At 71.9% G+C, this 20,174-nt stretch carries 20 protein-coding genes; 11 read left to right on the plus strand and 9 right to left on the minus strand.

The genetic code is table 11. From position 1 onward, the window contains the following. The first annotated feature begins 21 nt into the window (after nt 1-21). The gene (locus tag QSK31_RS01230; protein WP_285680138.1) at nt 22-900 is read left to right on the plus strand and encodes an AurF N-oxygenase family protein; all 879 of its coding nucleotides are present in this window, start codon (nt 22-24) and stop codon (nt 898-900) included. On the opposite strand, the gene QSK31_RS01235 is transcribed toward QSK31_RS01230, so the two are convergent. Genes QSK31_RS01235 through QSK31_RS01245 form a run of 3 tightly spaced genes read right to left on the minus strand, consistent with a single transcriptional unit; the run spans nt 886 to nt 3,988 of the window. Continuing rightward, nucleotides 886-1,725 carry an alpha/beta fold hydrolase gene (locus tag QSK31_RS01235; protein ID WP_285680139.1) on the minus strand — a complete coding sequence of 280 codons (840 nt, stop codon included), beginning with the start codon at nt 1,723-1,725 and terminating at the stop codon, nt 886-888. The two genes, QSK31_RS01230 and QSK31_RS01235, sit on opposite strands and share 15 nt — an antisense overlap. Then, entirely contained in the window at nt 1,722-2,537 is an 816-nt protein-coding gene (locus tag QSK31_RS01240; protein WP_285680140.1) for an SDR family NAD(P)-dependent oxidoreductase, read from the minus strand. Before QSK31_RS01240 ends, QSK31_RS01235 begins: the two co-directional genes overlap by 4 nt. Beyond that, the gene (locus tag QSK31_RS01245) at nt 2,534-3,988 is read right to left on the minus strand and encodes a flavin-containing monooxygenase (RefSeq protein WP_285680141.1); all 1,455 of its coding nucleotides are present in this window, start codon (nt 3,986-3,988) and stop codon (nt 2,534-2,536) included. Before QSK31_RS01245 ends, QSK31_RS01240 begins: the two co-directional genes overlap by 4 nt. A gap of 71 nt (nt 3,989-4,059) precedes the next feature. On the opposite strand from QSK31_RS01245, the gene QSK31_RS01250 reads away from it, so the two are divergent. From QSK31_RS01250 to QSK31_RS01270, 5 genes are all read left to right on the plus strand, one after another. Continuing rightward, nucleotides 4,060-5,064: an AraC family transcriptional regulator gene (locus tag QSK31_RS01250; RefSeq protein ID WP_285680142.1), complete on the plus strand. Its 1,005-nt coding sequence runs from the start codon at nt 4,060-4,062 to the stop codon at nt 5,062-5,064. An 86-nt stretch (nt 5,065-5,150) separates the two neighbouring features. Next, a complete protein-coding gene (locus QSK31_RS01255; RefSeq protein WP_502872886.1) occupies nt 5,151-5,594 on the plus strand; it encodes a DUF402 domain-containing protein in 444 nt (147 codons plus the stop codon). Nucleotides 5,595-5,718: 124 nt separating this feature from the next. Further along, entirely contained in the window at nt 5,719-6,846 is a 1,128-nt protein-coding gene (locus tag QSK31_RS01260) for a sensor histidine kinase (protein WP_285680144.1), read from the plus strand. Next, a complete protein-coding gene (locus QSK31_RS01265; protein ID WP_285680146.1) occupies nt 6,843-7,496 on the plus strand; it encodes a response regulator transcription factor in 654 nt (217 codons plus the stop codon). The genes QSK31_RS01260 and QSK31_RS01265 overlap by 4 nt, the downstream gene beginning before the upstream one ends. Before the next feature lie 138 nt (nt 7,497-7,634). Next, on the plus strand, nt 7,635-9,764 hold the full coding sequence (locus QSK31_RS01270; protein WP_285680147.1) for an MMPL family transporter: 2,130 nt from the start codon (nt 7,635-7,637) through the stop codon (nt 9,762-9,764). Here the strand turns inward: QSK31_RS01270 and QSK31_RS01275 are convergent, their stop codons facing one another. Then, nucleotides 9,765-10,700: an aminoglycoside phosphotransferase family protein gene (locus QSK31_RS01275; protein ID WP_285680148.1), complete on the minus strand. Its 936-nt coding sequence runs from the start codon at nt 10,698-10,700 to the stop codon at nt 9,765-9,767. 272 nt (nt 10,701-10,972) lie between these two features. On the opposite strand from QSK31_RS01275, the gene QSK31_RS01280 reads away from it, so the two are divergent. Next, a complete protein-coding gene (locus QSK31_RS01280) occupies nt 10,973-11,398 on the plus strand; it encodes a nucleoside deaminase (RefSeq protein WP_285680149.1) in 426 nt (141 codons plus the stop codon). After that, nucleotides 11,395-12,222, plus strand: a complete 828-nt coding sequence (locus QSK31_RS01285; protein WP_285680150.1) for an LLM class flavin-dependent oxidoreductase — start codon at nt 11,395-11,397, stop codon at nt 12,220-12,222. Before QSK31_RS01280 ends, QSK31_RS01285 begins: the two co-directional genes overlap by 4 nt. On the opposite strand, the gene QSK31_RS01290 is transcribed toward QSK31_RS01285, so the two are convergent. Then, on the minus strand, nt 12,214-12,852 hold the full coding sequence (locus tag QSK31_RS01290; protein WP_285680151.1) for a nitroreductase family protein: 639 nt from the start codon (nt 12,850-12,852) through the stop codon (nt 12,214-12,216). The two genes, QSK31_RS01285 and QSK31_RS01290, sit on opposite strands and share 9 nt — an antisense overlap. Before the next feature lie 94 nt (nt 12,853-12,946). Between QSK31_RS01290 and QSK31_RS01295 the strand changes: the two genes are divergently transcribed. Continuing rightward, nucleotides 12,947-14,134, plus strand: coding sequence for a CynX/NimT family MFS transporter (locus QSK31_RS01295; RefSeq protein ID WP_285680152.1), 1,188 nt, complete (start codon nt 12,947-12,949; stop codon nt 14,132-14,134). A 640-nt stretch (nt 14,135-14,774) separates the two neighbouring features. Here QSK31_RS01295 and QSK31_RS01300 read toward each other — a convergent pair. Continuing rightward, a complete protein-coding gene (locus tag QSK31_RS01300; protein ID WP_285680154.1) occupies nt 14,775-15,779 on the minus strand; it encodes a zinc-dependent alcohol dehydrogenase in 1,005 nt (334 codons plus the stop codon). Continuing rightward, a complete protein-coding gene (locus tag QSK31_RS01305) occupies nt 15,780-16,604 on the minus strand; it encodes an SMP-30/gluconolactonase/LRE family protein (protein WP_285680155.1) in 825 nt (274 codons plus the stop codon). It lies immediately after the preceding gene. Nucleotides 16,605-16,669: 65 nt separating this feature from the next. On the opposite strand from QSK31_RS01305, the gene QSK31_RS01310 reads away from it, so the two are divergent. Then, nucleotides 16,670-18,385 carry an IlvD/Edd family dehydratase gene (locus QSK31_RS01310; RefSeq protein ID WP_285680156.1) on the plus strand — a complete coding sequence of 572 codons (1,716 nt, stop codon included), beginning with the start codon at nt 16,670-16,672 and terminating at the stop codon, nt 18,383-18,385. 2 nt (nt 18,386-18,387) lie between these two features. Here the strand turns inward: QSK31_RS01310 and QSK31_RS01315 are convergent, their stop codons facing one another. Together QSK31_RS01315 and QSK31_RS01320 are read right to left on the minus strand one after the other, a co-directional pair. Further along, nucleotides 18,388-18,597 (minus strand): DUF397 domain-containing protein, encoded by a 210-nt coding sequence (locus QSK31_RS01315; RefSeq protein ID WP_285680157.1) that lies wholly within the window; start codon nt 18,595-18,597, stop codon nt 18,388-18,390. After that, complete coding sequence (locus QSK31_RS01320; RefSeq protein WP_285680459.1) at nt 18,584-19,471, minus strand: helix-turn-helix domain-containing protein; 888 nt, start codon at nt 19,469-19,471, stop codon at nt 18,584-18,586. Before QSK31_RS01320 ends, QSK31_RS01315 begins: the two co-directional genes overlap by 14 nt. A 182-nt stretch (nt 19,472-19,653) precedes the next feature. Between QSK31_RS01320 and QSK31_RS01325 the strand changes: the two genes are divergently transcribed. Further along, nucleotides 19,654-19,851 (plus strand): hypothetical protein, encoded by a 198-nt coding sequence (locus tag QSK31_RS01325; protein WP_285680158.1) that lies wholly within the window; start codon nt 19,654-19,656, stop codon nt 19,849-19,851. The last annotated feature ends 323 nt before the right edge of the window (nt 19,852-20,174 follow it).

Genomic DNA, 20,174 nt, shown 5'->3' on the forward strand with positions numbered 1-20,174 from the left:
GTAACGTCAAGGGGGCGCGCCATGGACAGGGACAAGACGGCGACTCGGCTGCTGCGTTCGTCGGTCGCGAACACCTACGACCCCGAGGTCGAGATCGACTGGGACGCGCCGCTGCTGAAGGACAAATACTTCTGCCCGCCGGAGCGCTGCAGCCTCTACGGCACCGAGCTGTGGGAACGGCTCACCGAGGAGCAGCGGATCGAGCTGTCCAAGCACGAGGTCGCCAGCGTGGCCGGGCTGGGCGTGTGGTTCGAGACGATCCTGATGCAGATGCTGCTGCGTGAGTACTACCGGCAGGACGCCCGGGACCGGCACGCCCAGTACGCGCTGACCGAGGTCGGCGACGAGTGCCGGCACTCGGTCATGTTCGGCCGGATGATCGACCGCTTCGGCTGCCCGTACTACCGCCCGGCCGGACGCGACGGCTGGCTCGGCAAATACGTCGCGAGCACCGCGATCGGCCCGCGGATGTACGCCGCCACGCTGATCGCCGAGGAGGTGCTGGACACCTTCCAGCGCGAGGCGATGGCCGACGAGCGGGTGCAGCCGCTGGTGCGCATGGTGTCCCGGATCCACGTGATCGAGGAGTCGCGCCACGTCCGCTACGCCCGCGAGGAACTCGCCCGGCAGGTGCCGCTGTCCAGCCGGAAGCGGCTGGCCTTCGACCGGCTGATCATCGCCCGCACGGCCTGGCTGACCGGCAACCGCCTGATCCACCAGGACGTCTACCGGTCGGTCGGCATCGACCCGATGGTCGGCCGGCGCGCGGCCCGCGAGAACCCGCACCATCTCGCCACGATGCGCTGGGCGGGGGAGCGGGTCGTCGAGTTCCTGGGCGGCCTCGGGCTCATCGACGGACCCGGTGCGTCGTCGCTCTGGAAGCGTTCAGGCCTTCTTTAGGAACTCCTTCGCGAGGCCGGCGAACTCGTCGGCCCGCTCGATCTGCGGCATGTGGCCCGTCCGCGGGAACAGGTGGAAATCCGCGTCCGGCAGGGCGGCGCGGGCCGCGTCGAGATGCGCGGCGGGCAGGATCAGGTCCTTCTCGCCCCAGACCACCAGGGTCGGCGGGCCGATCTCCTTCGTCGCCGCGAGCAACTCCGTCCGCCAGCGCGGGTGCACGCCCCGCCAGCCGCCGAGCGACTTCGCCGTCGTGAGGAAGTGCGCGGCGTACTCCGGGCGGGCCGCCACCTTGAGCCCGAACTCGACCCGCTCCTCGGTGACCAGCGCCCGGTCCACGAACAGGCTGCGCTCCACCTGCACCGAGGCACGCCGGTCGAAGCGCCGCATCAGCCGCCTGCCCAGCCCGGGGATCGCCAGGATGCGCAGCGCCAACGTCACCTCGCGGCCGAAACCGGCGCTCGCCACCAGGGTCAGCGACCGGGCCAGGCCGGGCTCGCGGCAGATCATGCGCATGGCCACCGCGCCGCCGAGCGAATTGCCCATCAGGTGCACCGGCCGGCCGACGCCGAGCACGGCCAGAGTGTCCTCGACGCCGGCGGCCAGGCTGTCCAGGCTCGGCGCGCCGGGCAGCGGGTCGCTCAGCCCGAAGCCCGGCAGGTCCACACTGATCACCCGGTACTCGTCGGCCAGCCGCTCGTGCTGCGGCGCCCAGTCCTCCAGGCTGCGGGCGATGCCGTGCAGCAGCACCACCGGCGGCGCGTCCGGGTCGCCCGTCTCGCAGGCGCGGATCCGGGCGCCGTGCACCTCGACCTCGCGTACGGTCATCGGGCCGCCAGCCTGATGAGCCGGGCGATCACCTTCATGTGCGACACCGGCATCAGGCGGGAGAGCGCCGCGGGCACCTTCGCGCTCGATGCGATCAGGACCCGCGCCTTCCGGCGCGCCACTCCATCCAGGATCTCCGCCGCGGCCTTCTCCGGCGGGTACGACAGCAGCGCCCGGAACCGGTCACGCTCCTCGCCCACGATCCCGGCCGGCACCTTGCTGCCGAGCGGGGCGTTCTCCGCGATCTTCGTCCGCACACCGCCCGGGTGCACGGTCGTCACACCGACCCGGCCCTCCAGCTCCGAACGCAGCACCTCGCTGAAGCCGCGCAGCCCGAACTTGCTGGTGCTGTACGCGGCCTGCCCGGCCGGCGCGATCAGGCCGTACAGGCTGGACACGTTCACCAGGTGGCTGCCCTCGACCGCGAGCAGGGACGGCAGCAGCTCGTGGGTGAGCCGCACCGGCGCGCGCAGGTTGACGTTCAGCACCCGCTCGAACTCCTCGACCGTGACCTGCTCGAACGTCCCGCCCAGCGCCATGCCGGCGTTGTTGATCAGCAGCGCGATCCGGGGGTGGTCCGCACGGATCCGGGCGGCGAGTTCGGTGACGGCGTCCGGGTCGGAGAGGTCGGCGACGTGCGTCTCCACGCTGCCGCCGATGCGCTCGGCCACCGCCTTCAGCCCGATCGCGTCCTTGTCGACCAGCACCAGCTTGCTACCTCGTTCTGCCAGGTCATAGGCGAGCTGTTCGCCGATGCCGGACGCGGCGCCGGTGACGACGGCGGTCTTGCCGGTGAAAACGAACGGGTTCATGCGGCGGCTCCTACCCGGGCACGCTTGCGCGTGAACGTCATGCCGCGGCGCAGGTCGGCGCGCGGCGAACGGACGAGGTCGTAGATGTAGTTCTGCTTGACCGTCCACGGATCACGCTCGCCCTGCTGCATGAACAGGTGCAGGGCTCGCTGCACGTACCCGGAGGTGAAGTCCAGCAGCGGGCGCCTCGGCCCCGGCGGCTCCGCGTCCGGCGTGGCCGTCGCGTACCCGTTGCGGTCCATGAAGGTCAGCAGGCGCATCACATAGCGGTGGCTGAGGTCGGCGCGCAGGGTCCAGGACGCGTTGGTGTAACCGATGCAGAAAGCCAGATTGGGTACGCCGCTGAGCATCATCGTGCGGTAGGCGACCATGTCGCGGGGATTGAGCGGGGCGCCGTCCTTCTCCAGGGCGATGCCGCCGAGGGGCAGCAGGCTCAGGCCGGTCGCCGACACCACGATGTCCGCTTCCAGCACCTCTCCGGATCCGAGGCGGATCCCCTCCGGCACGAACTCCTGGATCGTGTCCGTGGCGACCGATGCCTTACCTTCCCTGATGGCGTTGTACAGGTCGCCGTCCGGGATCACGCACAGCCGCTGGTCCCACGGCTGGTAGGTGGGCTTGAAATGCTTGTCCACGTACGCCTCGTCGCCGAGCCGCCCCACCGCGAACCTGCGCAACAGCGCCTTCACCCGCTCCGGCCGCCGCCGCGCCAGCTGGTAGAAACCCTGCTGCATGGCGACGTTCCGCGCCCGGACCAGCCGGTGCGCCGCGCCCGCCGGAAGCCGCCGCATCAGCGCCGCCGCCATCTTGTCCCGCCCCGGCAGAACCGTCAGGTAGGTGGGGGAGCGCTGCAGCATCGTCACGTGCTCCGCCGTCGGGGCGAGCGTCGGCACCAGGGTCACCGCGGTCGCGCCGCTGCCGATCACCACGATCCGCTTGCCGCGCGTGTCCAGATCCGCGGGCCAGAACTGCGGGTGTACGAACGTACCCGTGAAGTCTGCCTTGTTTTTGAAGTCGGGCTCGTAGCCGCTGTCGTAGTCGTAGTAGCCGCTGCAGCAGTAGAGGAACTTGCAGGTGTACGTGCCGTTCGAGGTCTCGACCGTCCACCGTGCCGCCTCCGACGACCAGGCGGCCCTCGTCACCTTCGTGTCGAACCGGATGCGCGGCCCGATCCCGCCGTCCTCGACGATCTCCCGGATGTACGTCCGGATCGACTCGCCGTCGGCCAGCGACCGGTCGCTGCGCCACGGCCGGAACGGATAGCTCATCGTGAACATGTCCGAGTCCGAGCGAACCCCCGGATAACGGAACAGATCCCAGGTGCCGCCGAGCGCGGCGCGCCCCTCCAGCACCGCGTAACTGCGCTCCGGATGCTCGCGGGACAGCCGCCAGGCCGCGCCCACCCCCGAGAGCCCGGCGCCGACGATCAGGACGTCCAGATGTTCGGCCATGATGTCCAGCTTCGTGTATTCGGTACCCTGAGTACTTGTCTTTTCACGACAAGTATTTACCCTCGTACGACATGACGGACGTGGTCCGGGCCGCCGGCCTCCGCGGTCTCCCCGCCCTCGTGGCCGCCCTCGGCGGCGACGGGGACGCGCTGCTCACCGGGTTCGGCATCCCGCCGTCGGCCCTGGAGAGCGACGACGCCGTCATCCCGTCCGCCGCGGCCGCCCGCGCCCTGGAGGCCGCCGCGGCCGCCTGCCACTGCGGCGACCTGGGCCTGCGGCTGGCCGGCCAGCAGAACGCCTCGGTTCTCGGCCCGCTCGCCATCGCCATCGAAAGCTCCCCGACCCTGGGCGAGGCGCTCGACTGCGTACGCCGCTTCCTCTTCGTCCACAGCCCCGGCCTCTCCGTCGCCGAGATCGCCGACCCCGAATCCCGCCCCGGCGTCGTCGGCATCCGCTACGCCGGCAGCGTCCCCCTGTCCCCGCAGGTCGCCGACCTGGGGCTGGGCCTGCTGCACCGGGTGACGACGCTGCTGGCCGGCGGCTACGGCCTGCGCTCGGTCCACCTGCCGCATCCGCCGCTGGCCGCCGTGTCCCGCTACACCGACTACTTCGGCGCCGACGTCCGCTTCGACCAGCCCGCCGCGGTGCTGCGCGTCCCGCACACGCTGGCCGCCACACCCGTCACCGGCGGCGGCAACGAACTGCTGCGCGAAGTCGCCCTCGACTACATGAGCAGCCATTTCCCCGCGCCCGGCCGGGAGGTCGCCGACCGGGTGCGGCACCTGCTGACCCGGGCGCTCGGCTCCGCACCGGTCGACCTCGCGGCGATCGCCCGCCAGCTCCGCACCCACCCACGCACCCTGCAACGCCGCCTGGCCGACGAGCGGACCACCTTCGAAGACCTTCTCGACGACGTACGCCGGACAGCGGCGCACCGCCTCATCACCCAGACCGACCTGCCGCTGTCCCAGGTCACCGCCATGGTCAGCCTGGCCGAGCAGTCCGCCCTGAGCCGAGCGGCCCGCCGCTGGTTCGGCGAGGCCCCCCGCGACCTCCGCCGAGCCGCCCGCCCCTGACCTGGCATCATCGGCGGATGCCGTCCACTGTGACCGTCATCCGCGACGGCGGCGTCCGGGCCCGCGGCTAGCGCGACGGCGACGCCATCGTCTACGACTGGGGATTCACCTGGCAGGGCGTCGACCGCGAGCAACGCAGCTTCGTGCTGCTCGACACCGGATTCCAGATCAACCAGCCGGTGATCTTCCCCGAGCACCAGCGTGGCTGGTGGTACTGCGACCTCGTCACGGTCGCCGACGACGGTGACACCGTGCGCGTCGACGACCACTGGATCGACGTGATCGTCGGACCGCCCGATCATCCGTACCGGGTGCTCGACCTCGACGAGTACGCCGACGCGATGGCGTCCGGCGACCTCGACGCGGCTACCGGCATCGACGGCCTGCGCCGTACGCAGAAGTTCCTCGACCGCCACCTCAACCGCCGCCACGACACCCGGCGGGACAGCTGGCCCGACTTCCCGCCCCGCGCCATCGAGGTCTTGGCCGGCCTCCCGTTCGATCCGCTCTGGGAAGTCCTGGACAAGTGACCCGAGCACCCGGATCCGCGCAAACCCGGACCTGTACCGCGAAGTTCGCTCGCGATTCACCGGCCAGGGGTGACTCCACCCCTGGGTGGTGGCGGCCGGAAACTCGATGGCCGACGATCTCGGAGTGAGCTGGTTTCCGGTCAAGGTGTGGTTTCCGCTGGCGCTCAACGCCGTCGGCCTGGTGCTGGTGGGGCTCGACCTCGCGAGACGGTCGCTGGACGGCGCACCGGTCCTGTTGGCGGTCACTGCCTGGGTGACCTGGGCTGCCTGGGCGGCGGCGACCGGGACGCCGGAGCGGCACGCACGTTTCCGGGCCGGGCTCTACCTGCTGATGCTTGCCGGGGGTGCGTTCGTCGCCGGCGCCACCGATGTCGTCGGTATGGCGCCGGCGATCGTCGCGCTGCTCGTGCTGTTCGGGAACCCGGCCTTTCCGGTGCGGGTTGCCGCGGCGGGGCTGGCCGTAGCGCTGGTGCTGGCCGGCGTGGCGCCGCTGGTTGACCCGGTGCCGCGGTCCACGCTGGTCAGCTCGGTCTCGATCCTGCTGATCGGCGCCCTGGGCGGGTTGAGTCGCCGGCAGGGGCGGGCCGCGGAGGACCGGACTCGAGCGCTGCTGGAGGAACGGGTCGCCGTCGAGCAGGAGCGGGCGCTGGTGGCGGCGATGAGCGAACGGTCTCGGATCGCCCGCGACCTGCACGACGTGCTGGCCCATTCGCTCGGCGGACTGGTCGTCCAGCTGGAGGCGGTCGACGCGCTGCTCGAGGCCGGGCAGGGGGCTGAGGCACACAAGCGGGTCATCGCCGCCCGCGGGCTTGCCCTCTCCGGGCTCGACGAGGCGAAGCAGGCGGTGTCCGCGCTGCGGGAGCCGCCCGACGAGGACGTCGGCTCGGTGCTGGCGGATCTCGTCGCGGCGCATCGGGCGCTGGGCGGCGTGGTCGCGGTGCGGGGCCCCGTCGACCACGGCGGGTTGAGCGCGGCCGGGCGTACGGCATTGCGGCGGGCGGTGCAGGAGTTGCTGACCAACGCGCGGCGGCACGCGCCGGGCGTACCGGCGGACTTGATCCTGGATTGGGGCGAGGAGACGTTGACCGTCGCGGCGTCGACGCCGGCGGCCGCCGGTCCGCGCAGCCAGGCCGGCGGCGGGAACGGGCTGACCGGGATGCGGGAACGGGTCACCGAAGCCGGTGGCACGATGACGGTCCGCGCCGGGCCGCCGTTCGAGGTCGTCCTGCGGCTGCCCAGGGGGCCCCGGTGATCCGGGTCCTGGTCGCCGACGACCAGGCCACCGTACGAGACGGCCTGGTCACCCTGCTCGGCCTGGCCGACGGTATCGAGGTGGTCGGTGCGGCCGCGGACGGCGTGGAAGCGGTGCTGCTCGCCGAGCAGACCCGCCCCGACGTCGTGCTGATGGACCTGCGGATGCCCGGTCTGGACGGCACCGGCGCGACCGCGCGGATCGTCGCCGCCACACCGGAGACCGCGGTACTGGTGCTGACCACGTACGCCGACGACGCCTCGCTGGCCGGAGCGCTGCGGGCCGGGGCGCGGGGCTACCTGACCAAGGACGCCGGGCGGGCCGAACTGGCCGCGGCGGTCCGATCGGTCGCGTCCGGGCAGGCGACCTTCGCGAAGGAGGTCGCCGACCGGCTGGTCCGCGGCTTCACCGCCGAACCACCGCCGGCGGCGACCGGAGTGCGGGACTGGTTCCCCGCACTCACCGCGCGCGAGGCGGACGTCCTGGAGGCGATCACACTCGGGCGTAACAACGCCCAGATCGCCGGCGAGCTGTTTCTCAGCGTGCCGACCGTGAAGAGCTACATCAACGCGATCTTCGCCAAGCTCGGTGCCCGCGACCGGGGCCACGCTGTGGCCATCGCGCTGGGCCGCGACCCCGGGACGGCCTGAGGATCCCCACCCGGATCCCCACCCGGGTCCCCACCCGGGTCCCCACCCGTGGACGGTGCTGCCCCGCCCCGATCCGGCCGACGATCAGCGGCGAAGGCCGCGGACCAGCCGCGGCCGATCGAGAGAGGCTGACTCGCTGTGGCTGCGATCATCGCAAGCATCGGTGACTTCTGTGTACGGCGCCGATGGCTGGTGCTGGGACTCTGGCTGGTGGTCCTGGTCCTCGCCGCCGGCGGGGCGGCCGCGTTCGCCAAACCGCTGAGCTCCGAGCTGACCGTCTCGGGCCTGCAGTCCACCCGGACGCTGGATCAGGTCGAGCGCGAGTTCGGGGCCGGCGGCGACGGCGGGAAGGTCGTCTTCGCCGCGCCGGCCGGGACGAAGCTCACCGCAGCCGACCGGGCCGCCGTGAACACGCTGGCCCGATCGCTGGCCGCGGTGCCCGGAGTGCGGAGCACGGCGGCGCCGGCCCTGTCGCCGGACGGCCGGATCGGCTACCTCACGGTGGGCCTGACCGGCACGCCGGCGTCCGCCGCGACGACCGACGGGATCGCCGCCGCGATGACGCGGGCCCGCACGGCCGGCCTCGACGTCGAGGCCTCGTCGGACCTGGCGAGACCGGTCCCGTCCTCGAGCTCGTCCGAGATCGGCATCCTGATCGCCCTGGCGATCCTGCTGGTCACCTTCGGCTCGCTGGTCGCGGCCGGGCTGTCGCTGGTGACCGCGATCCTCGGGCTGGGCATCTCGATCGAGGTGATCCACGCGGCCACCGCTCTGGTGTCGCTGACCTCGATCGCCCCGACCCTGGCGATCCTGCTCGGCCTGGCCGTCGGCATCGACTACTCGCTGTTCCTGCTCAACCGGCACCGTCAGCAACTGCTGGCCGGCGCCCCCGACGTCCGGGCGTCGATCGTGCTGGCCACCCGTACAGCCGGCTCGGCGGTCTTCTTCGCCGCGCTGACCGTGATCATCGCGCTGGCCGGGCTGGCCGTGGTACGGGTCGGTTTCCTCACCCAGATGGGCCTGTCCGCCGCGGTCGCCGTGCTGATCGCGATGCTGGTGGCGCTGACACTCACGCCGGCCCTGCTCGGCCTGGCCGGCATGCGCGTGCTCGGCCGCCGGACCCGCCGCCGGCTGGCCGCCGGCACCCTTGCGCCGCCGCGTCCCCACGCCCGCAGGTGGGCCGGGTTCATCGTGCGGCACCGGACCGTCGCGGTGATCCTCTCGCTGCTCGTCCTCGGCGCACTGGCGGTGCCGGTCCTGAGCATGCGCCTCGACCTGCCCGACGACGGCAACAGCCCGGCCACCGCCACCGACCACAAGGCGTACGACCTGATCGCCGAGGGCTTCGGACCCGGCGCCAACGGGCCGCTGCTGGTCCTCGCCCAGTACCCCGCCGCGCCCACCCCGGCCGGCGAGGCAGCCCTGGTGACGCGGCTCGGGGCGATCGCCGGCGTCGCGGCGGTGCTGCCCAGCGGCGTACGGGGCAATGATGTGCTTCTGACTGTGGTGCCCGGCAGCGGGCCGTCGGCGGCGGCGACCACGACACTGGTTCAGGATCTGCGGCGGCCGGCGCTGGTCCCCGGTGTCACCCTGCTGGTCACCGGGCAGACCGCGGTGGCGATCGACATCTCCGCCCACCTGCTGCACGCCCTGCCGCTCTACCTGGGTCTGGTGGCCGCGTTCGCGTTCCTGTTGCTGCTGGTCGTCTGCCGGTCGGTGCTGATACCGCTGAAGGCCACGATCAGCTTCCTGCTCAGCCTGGGCGCGGCGCTGGGCTGCACAGTGGCGGTCTACCAGTTCGGCCGGCTGGGCGACGTGTTCGGGGTCGGCACCGCCGGTCCGCTGCTGAGCTTCCTGCCGACGATCGTGATCGGAGTCCTGTTCGGCCTGTCGATGGACTACGAGGTGTTCCTGGTCTCCGGCATGCACGAGGAACACCGCAGAGGCGGGCCGGCCGAGCAGGCGGTGGTGGCCGGCTACGCCCACGGCGCCAAGGTGGTGACAGCCGCGGCTCTGATCATGGTCGGGGTGTTCGGCTCCGGTGTCTTCAGCGGCGACACGGTGACCGCCCCGATGGCGTTCGCTCTCGCGGCGGGGGTGCTTGTGGACGCGTTCCTGGTCCGGCTGGTGCTGGTTCCGGCGGTGATGTCGCTCTTCGGCAGGGCGGCGTGGTGGATGCCGCGGCGGCTCGGCCGGGTCGTCCCGTCGATCGACCTCGAGGGCACCGGAATCGCATCCGGGAGCACCGAGCTGACCCGGGTCACCTGATCAAGACGATGCGTTCAGGCCCCGGATGACAGGGCCGACCGCTTCGGCGATCGCGCGGTCGATGCCGGTGCTCCAAGATGCGCCGTTGTCCGCCTCCCAGAGCGCGTTCTGCAGGACTCGGGCCAGCGTCCACCCGGCGGCGCGTCGCCGGTCGAGGCCCAGGATCTCGGTCATCAGGTCGAAACGGCGACGCACGGCCCGCGGTACGTCGCCCGTGGCGACCACGTCGTCCCAGCGGTTGTGCAGGGCGGCAAGGAGGTCGAACCCGGGGTCGCCGACCAAGGGCTTGGGGTCGATCGCCAGCCAGCGGCCGGGGTCGTCGAGGGTGGCCAGAACGTTATAGAAATGCAGGTCCCAATGCAGCAGGCGGTCGCCGGGCTCATCGACGAGGTCGCCGAGGACGGCGGCGCAGGTGCCGATGAGGCGCCGCTGGTCTTCGCCTTGGACGAGTGCGAGCGTCCGCGGGACACGGTCGAGCATCGCCGCGGCGATGTCGCCGAGGTGGCGGATCCCCGGCGGGGGCGGCACCGAGTGCAGGCCGGCCATCAGTTCGCTGAGGATTCGCAGAGCTTCGAGGTCGTCAGGGATCGCCGACAGGTCGCGGTCGGCGTCGAGGCGGACGAGCAGCATCGAACCGGTGGCCGGGTCGTACGCGAGCAGGGGGACGGCGCCGTGGCCGTGCCAGGCCGCCAGCGCGGCCGGTTCGCCGGCCGTTTCGTCGTTGACCGGTTGCAGTTTCAGCACCGCGGGCGTGCCGTCGGTGAGCCGCACCGGCAGCACGAGCGCGACCGCACCGAACCGCGCCGGACCGTCGGTGCTGAGGTTCCATCGACGCAGGCCGGCCGCGGCCAGGTCGGGCAGGGCGGCGATCCAGGCCCGGCCGGCCGCGCCGAAGAACCGTTCGTGCCACTCGGCCAGCTCCTGAGGAACGTCCATGCGGAGTTCGTAGCATGGCGGCGCTTGATCAACGCCCGCGATTTCCAGATCCCGATCAGCCCGGCCCTGGCCCCGCCGCGGCGAGCGCGCCGCCGGTGCGAGTGGTCCGGGCGCCGAGGTCACCGGCGGGGACGCCACCGCGGGCACGATGAACCCGCGCCCAGCAGTGCCAGGCCGATCGCCATCGACGTTCCGGGGCTCCAGCGGCGGCGGCATATCAAACGCCCCCTGTCCGGCCCTACCGGCGGCTACCCGAACCGTAGGGTTGGGGCATGACACCGGATCTGAGCCTGCTGCGGCGGGCCGTCGACCTGGCAGGGGAGAACGCGGCCGCGGGGCAGCTGCCGTTCGGGGCGCTCGTGGTGCGCGCCGGTGAAGTGCTGGCCACCGGCGTCAACACGGCGCTGCGGGACTTCGACCCGTCGGCGCACGCCGAGGTCGAGGCGGTGCGGGCCGCCTGCCGGACACTGGGGACGCTCGACCTGCGCGGGGCGGAGATCTACTCGAGCTGCGAGCCGTGCGAGATGTGCCGGACGGCGGCGATCTCGGCGGGGATCGCGGTCATCTGGTACGCGGCGGCCGGCGCCGACATCCCGGATCTCCGGTACCCGGTGCCCGCTCCGGCCGGCTTCACCGCCGTACAGGAAAAGGTCGAAGACCCGAACGAGCCCTTCGACCGCTATCTGGCGCAGCTGTGACGAAACTCGGGCTGAACATCCCCAACTTCGGGCCGACCGCGTCGCCGGGGGAGATGCGCGACTGGGTGCGGTTCACGCAGGAGCACGGCTTCGCGCTGGCCATGGTCTCCGACCACGTGGCCGTCACGCCGGACGTGGCCGAGCTGTACCCGCAGCCGTTCTACGACCCGTTCACCACACTCGGGTGGATGGCCGGGTACGCCGACGGGCTGGAACTCGGCACGACCGTGACGATCCTGCCGTACCGGCATCCGCTGCTCACCGCCTCGATGACCGCCGCCCTGCACGACTTCACCGAGGGCCGGTTCATCCTCGGCGTGGCCGCCGGCTGGGCCGAGCAGGAGTTCGCCGCCCTCGGCGTGGACTTCGCGTCGCGTGGCCGGATCTCCGAGGAGTACGTGGCGACCATCCGGGCCGCGCTGCGCCAGGAGACGGTCGGCGACGTGGCGACCGGGCCGGTCCGGCGTACGCCGATCTGGGTGGGTGGCACCGCGCCCAGCGTGCTGCGGCGCGCCAAAGCCCACGGCGACGCCTGGCATCCGAACAACGCACCGCTGGACTGGATCCGCGAGGTCGGGCTCCCGGCCACCGAGGGCGTCGCGTTCTGCCCGCGGATGCGCGCGCGGGTGACCGGCCACGACCCGTCACCCACGCGCCCGCCCGGGACCGGGAGCCTCGACCAGGTGGCCGGCGATTTCCGGCAGCTCATCGAGATGGGCGCCGAGTACGTCGTCCTGGACACCAACCCGGACCATCCCCGCGACCGGCTGCCCGCCGCCGAGGACCGCCGCAACCTCGCCGAGCTGTCGAAACGCCTAGCGTGACCGGGTGGTGCCGTAACCGTCCCAGTGCACGACCTCCTCGAGCGGCCGGCGCTTCGGCTGCGACCAGTTGCCGCGCACCGGGTACCCGAGCGGGACCAGCGCCATCGTGATCGAGTCCTCCGGCAGGCCGAGCAGCTCGCGCGTCTCCGCGTCCCGGCCGGAGTGCAGGGTGGTCAGGGTCGCGCCGATCCCGTACGCCCGGGCCGCCAGGATGAGCTGCTGCACCGCGCCGTAGATCGACGAGCCCAGCCGCGGGCTCTGCGACTTCGGCTTCACGAGCAGCGCCGGGATGATCCAGACCGGCGCCTCCTCCAGATGCTCGGCGAGGTGCTCGGCGGACAGGAACGTGCGCCGGCCGACCTCGTCGCCGGCCAGACGCTCCTCCCGGCGAGAGCCGTACATCGCCTGCCAGCCCTCCCGGTAGAACTCCGCGATCCGCTTCTTCTTCTCCGGGTCGCGCACCACCACCCAGGCCCAGGGCTGCGCGTTCCCGCCGGACGGCCCGCGCACGGCGGCGTCGAGCAGCTCCCAGATGATCTCGTCCGGGATCGGCTCGGTGGACAGGTACCTGCGCGCGGGCGTGGTGTGCAGAGCCTCGAGCACGTTCAGGTCTTCGGGTGTGGGGGTCATACCGGATTTCTAGCACGACGGTAAGGACCGGACCCGCCGGTGACCACTGCCACAACACCGCGCGTCGAACGACCACCGGGCACATGATGAGTTCGTGGTCACCGAGCAGAAGCGGGACATCCGCTCCGGCAGCGTCGTCGCGGTGGTCGCCATCCTGCTGGCCGCGGTGAACCTGCGCCTCGCCGTCACCAGCGTCGGCCCGGTGCTCGCCGAGATCCGCTCCGGCCTGGGCATGAGCGGCACCGTGGCCGGTCTGCTCACGTCGCTGCCGGTGGTGTGTTTCGCGTCGGTCGGCTTCGCCGCTCCGCGTCTCGCCCGGCGGTTCGGCGCGGCCGCGGTGGTCGCGTCCGGCCTGGTGGTCCTCGCGCTGGGTCTCGCCATTCGCCCGTACGCCCCCAGCACGCTCACGTTCGTCCTGTTCAGCGGCGTGGCCCTGGGCGGCATCGCGGTGGTGAACGTGCTGCTCCCGATGATCGTCAAGGAGCGCTTCGCGTCCCGCACCGGGATGGTGACCGGCCTCTACTCGCTCTCGCTGAACCTGGGCGCCGCGGTCGCCGCCGGCGCCACGGTTCCGCTGACCAGCGCCTTCCACGACGACTGGCGGCTGGGCCTGGCCACCTGGGCGGTGCTCGCTGTGCTGGCGCTGCCGCCGTGGCTGGCGCTGAGCCGCGACCGCGCCCCCGTGGCGCCGGCCGACCAGCCGGCCCCGCCCCCGCTGCGGGTGATCCGCGAGCCGGTGGCGTGGGCCCTGGCCGTGTACTTCGGCATGCAGTCGACGTCGGCGTACGTCATCATCGGCTGGCTGCCGCAGATCTACCGCGACGCCGGCCTGACGGCCGAGACCGCCGGCGTGCTCTTCGCGGTCACGTCCTTCCTGGGCGTGCCGCTGGGCTTCGTGGTCACCACGTACGCCGGACGCGTCCGCAGCCAGAGCCTGATCGCCCTCGGGCTGGGCGTGGCCGGAACAGCCGGCTACGGCGGCCTGTGGCTGGACCCGGCCGCCGCGCCGTGGATCTGGGCCATCCTGCTGGGCATCGGCAACTGCGCGTTCCCGCTGGTCCTGACCATGATCACGCTGCGCGGCCGCACCCCGGCGACGGTGGTCCGCCTGTCCGCCTTCGGCCAGGGCGTCGGCTACCTGATCGCCATCCCCGGCCCGATTCTGATCGGCGTCCTGCACGACGCCTCCGACGGCTGGCGCGTCCCCCTGACGCTGATGGTCGCCCTGATGATCCCGCAGGTCATAGCCGGCGTGCAGGCGGGCCGCGACCGCCAGGTCTGACCCGCCGGGCTGTCGCGTGCCGGGCTCTCGCGCCGCGCTGTCTCGCGCCGTGCGGCGTGTCGCGTGCCGGGCTGTCGGCCGCCGGCTGCCGGCCTCGCGGGTGCTTCCCTAGCTGCGGCAACTTTCGCCGGTCATATGGTCGGGCCGGGCTGCCAGGCGGCGGGGTGCCCGCTCACTGTTCCTGCCGCCGCTCGCGGCCGAGGCGTGGGCGCGGTGGTAGGACCGGCCAGGAGTGGTAGGACCAGTCACGAGTGGTCGGAAGAGGCGGTATTTCGGCCCGGATAGCGCTCCTGCCTACCACGCTCGCGGATAGTGGTAGCTCAGTGCGGCGTCCGAGGCCCGGATACCGCCAGCTCCTACCACTGCCGAGCTCGGAAGCCAGCGCAAGTGGCGGCAGTGACGGTGGGTGGGCACCCGGGCGCCTGGCAACCGGGCTTGGCGTCGTGGGGCGCAAGTGGCGGCAGTGACGGTGGGTGGGCACCCCGCCGCCTGGCAACCGGGCTTGGCGTCACCGGGCCGCAACAGGCGGCAGTGACGATGGGTGGGCACCCGGGAGCCTGGCTACCCGACCCGGCGGGCGCAAGCGGCGGCAGTCACGGTGAGTAGGCATAGCGCTGCCGCGGGCGAGCGCCCACCCCGTTCAGATGCGCGGGTCGATGTGGACCTTCGGGGCGTCGCCCCAGGCGGGGTCGCGTCGGCCGGACAGGACCGCGACCGCCTCGTCGAGGCCGACGGTTGCCGCGACCAGCGGGCGCGGGTCGACGGCCTGTGCGGCGTACGCGGAAATGGTTTGGGCGAGCGCGCCCGACGCACTCAGAATGCCCACCGCGGTCAGGTCCTTGAGGGCCAGCCGGCGGGTGTCCACCAGGGATGGCTCGCCGGCGATGCCGATGAACACCACGCGGCCGCCGGGCTCGACCAGGTCGACCGCGCGGGCCGGCAGGGACGCCGCCGTCGAGCAGTCGATCACCGCGTCGAACGGCAGCGAGGGCAGGTCGGCGGCTGTCCAGGCGTTGGTGAAACCCAGCGAGCGGGCGAACGCCAGGGACAGGCCGAGCAGGTGGACCTCGGCGCCGGTCGCCGCGGCGAAGGAGGCCGTGAGCAGGCCGATCGTGCCGGGGCCCATGACCAGGACGCGGGCGCCGGGGGCGAGGTTCGCGGCCTGGACAGCCCGGAACGCGTTGCCGCCGGGCTCGACCAGGGCGCCCAGTGTGGCGTCGACCTCGCCGGGGAGCTCGTGCAGCGCCCGTACGGGAACCGGCAGTTGGGCGGCGAGCGCGCCGGGCCAGCCGTGCCGGATGCCGATCTCGTGGCGGTCCGCGCACAGGTGCTGGCGGCCCGACGTGCAGCGGGCGCAGCGGCCGCAGCCGAGCATCGTGTCGCCGGTGACTCGGCGGCCCACCCACGACTCGTCGGCCGCGGAACCCGCCGCGGTGACGACGCCGCTCCACTCGTGGCCGATGCGCACCGGGTACGACGCCTCGCCGGTGTGCAGGTAGGCCATCTCGCCGGTGAAGAACTCGATGTCGGTGCCGCACACGCCGGCCCGTTCGACGTCGACGACCACCTCGCCGGGACGCGGGACCGGCGGGTCGACCTCCTGTACCTCGGCCTTTCCGGGGCCGGTGACGACGAACGCGCGCATCTAGCGGAACCCGGCCCAGTCGAAGGCGGGCCGCCCGGTCGCGCCGACGTCGACCAGGTAGAGGCCGTCACGGGCGGTGATCAGCATCCGGTCGAGGCCCGGGCCGACGAACACGGGGCAGGTCACCTCGGGGCTGGCCACCTCGACCACACCGGTCAGCACACCCTCGGGGCTGAACCGCCGCACCTCGCCGGTCCCGTAGACCGCCACCCACAGGTTGCCGTCCGCGTCCGTGCAGATGCCGTCCGGATCCCAGTCGTCCCGCAGGAACACGTGCCGTTCCTGGCTGCCGGCCCGCACGTAGATCTCGCCGGGCACCGTGTCGACGTAGTACCAGAGGCTCGCGTCGGGGCTCCACGCCAGGCCGTTGCTCAGCCCCACCCCGGCGTCGACGGTCGTCAGCGACCGGTCCGCGCCGACCCGGATCAGCATCTCGTCCTCGCCGGGCTCCTCGCTCAGCTGCATGGTGCCGACCAGGAACGCGCCGTCCGGGTCGCACTTGCCGTCGTTGAGGCGGCGCCCGCTGCCCTCGGGCAGGATTCGCGGGCCGGGCGTGACCTCACCCTCCGCGTCGACCACCAGCAGGGTCTCCTGGCCGGCCACGAGCATTTCTCCGGTACGCCCGAGAGTGATCGCCGCGACCATCTTGTCGAGCTGACGTGTCCGGGTGAGCTCGACGCCCCGATCGGTGAGCCGTCCGGTGTGCACCGCCCCGGCCTCGATCTCCACCCAGTGCACCAGCCCGCGGGGCGCGTCCCAGATCGGTCCCTCGGCCAGCCGGAACGTCCGCTCCGAAGCCCTCTGTGCGGTCCATCGATCCACCATGAGGCCTAGCTTGCCAACAATCCGGCGGTAGGGTCCAAGAAGAGTTGATCGGAAGGCGGTCGGGCGTGGCGGAACTTCGCAGCAACCAGTGGTACGGCGGGGACGATCGGAACTCCTACATCCATCGGGCCTGGATGCGGCGCGGCACGCCGGGGTCGTCGTTCCACGGCAAGCCGCAGATCGCGATCGCGAACACGGCGTCCGACCTGACACCGTGCAACGCGCACCTGAACGAGGTGGCCGACAGCGTCAAGCAGGGCGTGTGGGCCGCCGGCGGCGTACCCCTGAATCTGCCTGTCGTCTCTCTCGGCGAGACCAACGTGCGGCCGACCGCGATGCTGTGGCGCAACATGGCCGCGATGGCGATCGAGGAGATGCTGCGGGCCAACCCGATCGACGGCGTGGTGCTGCTCGGCGGCTGCGACAAGACGATCCCGTCGCTGCTGATGGCGGCCGCGTCGGTCGACCTGCCGGCGGTCGTGGTGCCGGGCGGGCCGATGCTCACCGGCACCTTCCAGGGTGTGCCGCTCGGCTGCGGGACGGACGTGTGGCGGCTGTCCGAGGAGGTGCGCGCCGGGACGCTGTCCGAGGGCGCCTTCCTGGAGTCGGAGTCGTCGATGATCCGGAGCAAGGGGCACTGCAACACGATGGGTACGGCGTCGACGATGGGCCTGCTCGCCGAGGCGCTGGGAACGACCCTGCCGGGCACCGCCGGCACCCCGGCGCCGGACAGCCGGCTGCTGGCCCGCTCGCACGACACGGGGCGGCTCATCGTCGACATGGTGACCGCGGACAGGCGTCCCAGCCAGGTGATCACCCGGGCGTCGTTCCACAACGCCATCGTCGCGCTGGCGGCGATCGGCGGCTCCAGCAACGCGGTCGTGCACCTGCTCGCGATCGCCGGCCGGCTCGGCGTACCCCTGACGCTCGATGATTTTGACCGGATCGCCGCCGAGGTGCCGTTCCTGGTCGACCTGCAGCCCTCCGGCCGCTTCCTGATGGAGGACCTGTTCCGGGCGGGCGGGCTGGCGGCGGTGCTGCGTGAGGTCGAGGACCTGCTGGACCCGTCGGCGATCTCGGTGACCGGCGAGCCGTTCGTCGACTCGCTGGCCGGAGCGCAGATCTGGGACAAAGAGGTCATCCGTACGCGGGACGCGCCGCTGCTGCCCAACGGCGGGATCGCGACGCTCCGTGGCAACCTGGCCCCCGACGGCGCGATCATCAAACCGGCCGCCGCCTCGCCGCACCTGCTCCAGCACCGCGGGCGGGCGGTCGTCTTCGACTCGATCGAGGACTTCCACGCCCGCGTCGACGACCCCGCGCTGGACGTCGACGAGGACTCGGTGCTGATCCTGCGGGGCTGCGGGCCGAAGGGATACCCCGGCATGCCCGAGGTCTCCAACATGCCGCTGCCGCAGAAGGTGCTGCAGAAAGGCGTCCGGGACATGGTCCGGATCTGTGACGGGCGGATGAGCGGCACGGCGTACGGCACGGTCGTCCTGCACGTGGCGCCGGAGGGCGCGGCCGGCGGCCCCCTGGCCAAGGTGCGCACCGGCGACTGGATCGTGCTGGACGTGCCGGCCCGGCGGATCGACGTGGACCTGCCCGACGACGAGCTTCTTTCCAGGGAGCCCGCCCCGGCGATGGTCTCGGCGCTGGCCAGGCCCGCACGAGGCTGGGAGCGTCTCTACATCGACACGGTCACCGGGGCGGACACCGGGGCCGACTGCACGTTCCTGCTGGGAGGCAGTGGGTCCGCGGTCTCCCGCGAGTCCCACTGAGCTCAGTCGAACTCGCCGTCCTTCACCCCGCCCACGAAGGCGGTCCACTCGCTGTGCGTGAAGACCAGAGCGGCGCCGTCCGGGTCCTTGGAGTCCCGGACGGCGACGTGGCCCGGAAGGTTGCGGGCCACCTCGACACAGTCGCCGCTGGCGCTGCTGCGGTTGCTCTTACGCCACACCGCACCCGTCAGATCGATTTCATTCACGTTCATTCAGCTCCTTGACGACCCGTCGGATCAGCTCGCCTGATTGTTGCTGATCGAGTGCACGTTCGGCGAGATCCGACCACGCTTCCTCGTACCGCTCGAGCTCCTTCGGTTTGTCGAGATAGAGCGCGCCGGTGAGCGATTCGCTGTAAACCGTTGGTGGTTCGCCCTTCGCCGAATCACCGGGCGGGAATTCCAAGATCGTAAATGCGCCGGCCGCCGATGCGCGGTGCGGCCCCGCGGCGAACGGGAGCACCCGGACCGAGGCGTGCGGCAATTCGTTCGCCTTGAGCAGATGCCACAGTTGTTGCGCCATTGCACCGGGAATGTCCGGAGCGGCCCAGAGCACGCCCTCGAACACGATCACCTCCAGCCGGGGCGGCGGCGGAAAATGCCGCGCCAGCAGCCCCTGCCGCTCCAGCTTCAAGGCGATACGGTCCTCGCGATCGCTCGGCGTCATCGTGGGCTGCTCGGCCGCGATCACCGCCTCCATGTACGCCCGGGCCTGCAACAGCCCCGGGATCAGGGCCGGCTCGAACTTGCGGATCCGGGCGGCCGACGCCTCCAGCCCGACATAGAGCTCGAACCACTCCGGGACCACATCGCCGTACGACTGCCACCAGCCGCGCGCCTTCGTCTCCCGGGCCAGCCCGGCAAGTGCCTCGGCCATCTCGCCGGACGCCTCGTAGAACTGGCAGAGAACTTTCACATCCGGCCCGCGAACCGGAACAGCGCCCTTCTCGATCCGCCACACCTTCTGAATGGAACACTCGAGATGCTCTGCGGCTGATTTGACCGTGATGCCGCGTTGCTCCCTGAGCTGACGCAGATAACGCCCCAGCTGCCGCCGCGGCACCGTCGAGCCGGCGTCGCCCTCCACCCCGCAGCTTCCCTTCCTGACCGTGCCCCGCGGAATGGCATTCCTTCCCTCAGGGAATGCCGGCCGAGCCAAGTCGCCCAAAGTCATGATCCACCACGGATTTTGTCCCATGGAATATTGCGTCAGCATAGACGGATCCGAATGATGAGCGACACAGGCACAACCGAGGCAAAGGGGAGCCGTTGAACCGGGACGACGTCATCTCGGCGATCGCCGCCCAGCCCTTCGACGCCGACGTACGCGTCAACCTCATCGGCCGATACGTGGACATCACGTTCGTCCGCTACGACCCGGAACGCGGCGCGATCATCCTCGACCTGGACCCGGACGACGTCGAGTGCATCCTGCGCACGTTCTTCCGGCGGCGCCCCGCCGAGTAGCGCGGTCCCTCCGGCCAAGCGCCCCGCGGTCGAGAGCCGTCCCGCCGATCTGCGCGGCGGCCCTACCGGCGTTTTCGCTGGGTGGCTCCGGGCCGGGCTGCCAGGCGCCCGGTCTCGGTCGCTGCCGCCGCCATCGCGTGGTGGCGGGTCCATGCGGGTATGCCAGGCGCTCGGGTGCCTGCTCGCCGTTGCTGCCGCCGGTTGCGCCCGGCGTGGGGTTTCGCTTGGGCGTGCCAGGTGTTCGGGTGCCTGCTCGCCGTTGCAGCCGCCGCTCGCGGCCGTGGCCGGGTGCGGGTCGGTGGTAGGAGCAGGCGGGAGTGGTA

It is taken from the genome of Actinoplanes sp. NBRC 103695, from assembly GCF_030269485.1.
Lineage (GTDB): Bacteria > Actinomycetota > Actinomycetes > Mycobacteriales > Micromonosporaceae > Actinoplanes.

Coding starts and splice junctions, on each gene's coding strand:
- QSK31_RS01250 (WP_285680142.1), top strand. CDS start 4,060: ATGACGGACGTGGTCCGGGCCGCCGGCCTCCGCGGTCTCCCCGCCCTC.
- QSK31_RS01235 (WP_285680139.1), bottom strand. CDS start 1,725: ATGACCGTACGCGAGGTCGAGGTGCACGGCGCCCGGATCCGCGCCTGC.
- QSK31_RS01300 (WP_285680154.1), bottom strand. CDS start 15,779: ATGCGCGCGTTCGTCGTCACCGGCCCCGGAAAGGCCGAGGTACAGGAG.
- QSK31_RS01315 (WP_285680157.1), bottom strand. CDS start 18,597: ATGAACGTGAATGAAATCGATCTGACGGGTGCGGTGTGGCGTAAGAGC.
- QSK31_RS01305 (WP_285680155.1), bottom strand. CDS start 16,604: ATGGTGGATCGATGGACCGCACAGAGGGCTTCGGAGCGGACGTTCCGG.
- QSK31_RS01290 (WP_285680151.1), bottom strand. CDS start 12,852: ATGACCCCCACACCCGAAGACCTGAACGTGCTCGAGGCTCTGCACACC.
- QSK31_RS01280 (WP_285680149.1), top strand. CDS start 10,973: ATGACACCGGATCTGAGCCTGCTGCGGCGGGCCGTCGACCTGGCAGGG.
- QSK31_RS01245 (WP_285680141.1), bottom strand. CDS start 3,988: ATGGCCGAACATCTGGACGTCCTGATCGTCGGCGCCGGGCTCTCGGGG.
- QSK31_RS01240 (WP_285680140.1), bottom strand. CDS start 2,537: ATGAACCCGTTCGTTTTCACCGGCAAGACCGCCGTCGTCACCGGCGCC.
- QSK31_RS01275 (WP_285680148.1), bottom strand. CDS start 10,700: ATGGACGTTCCTCAGGAGCTGGCCGAGTGGCACGAACGGTTCTTCGGC.
- QSK31_RS01230 (WP_285680138.1), top strand. CDS start 22: ATGGACAGGGACAAGACGGCGACTCGGCTGCTGCGTTCGTCGGTCGCG.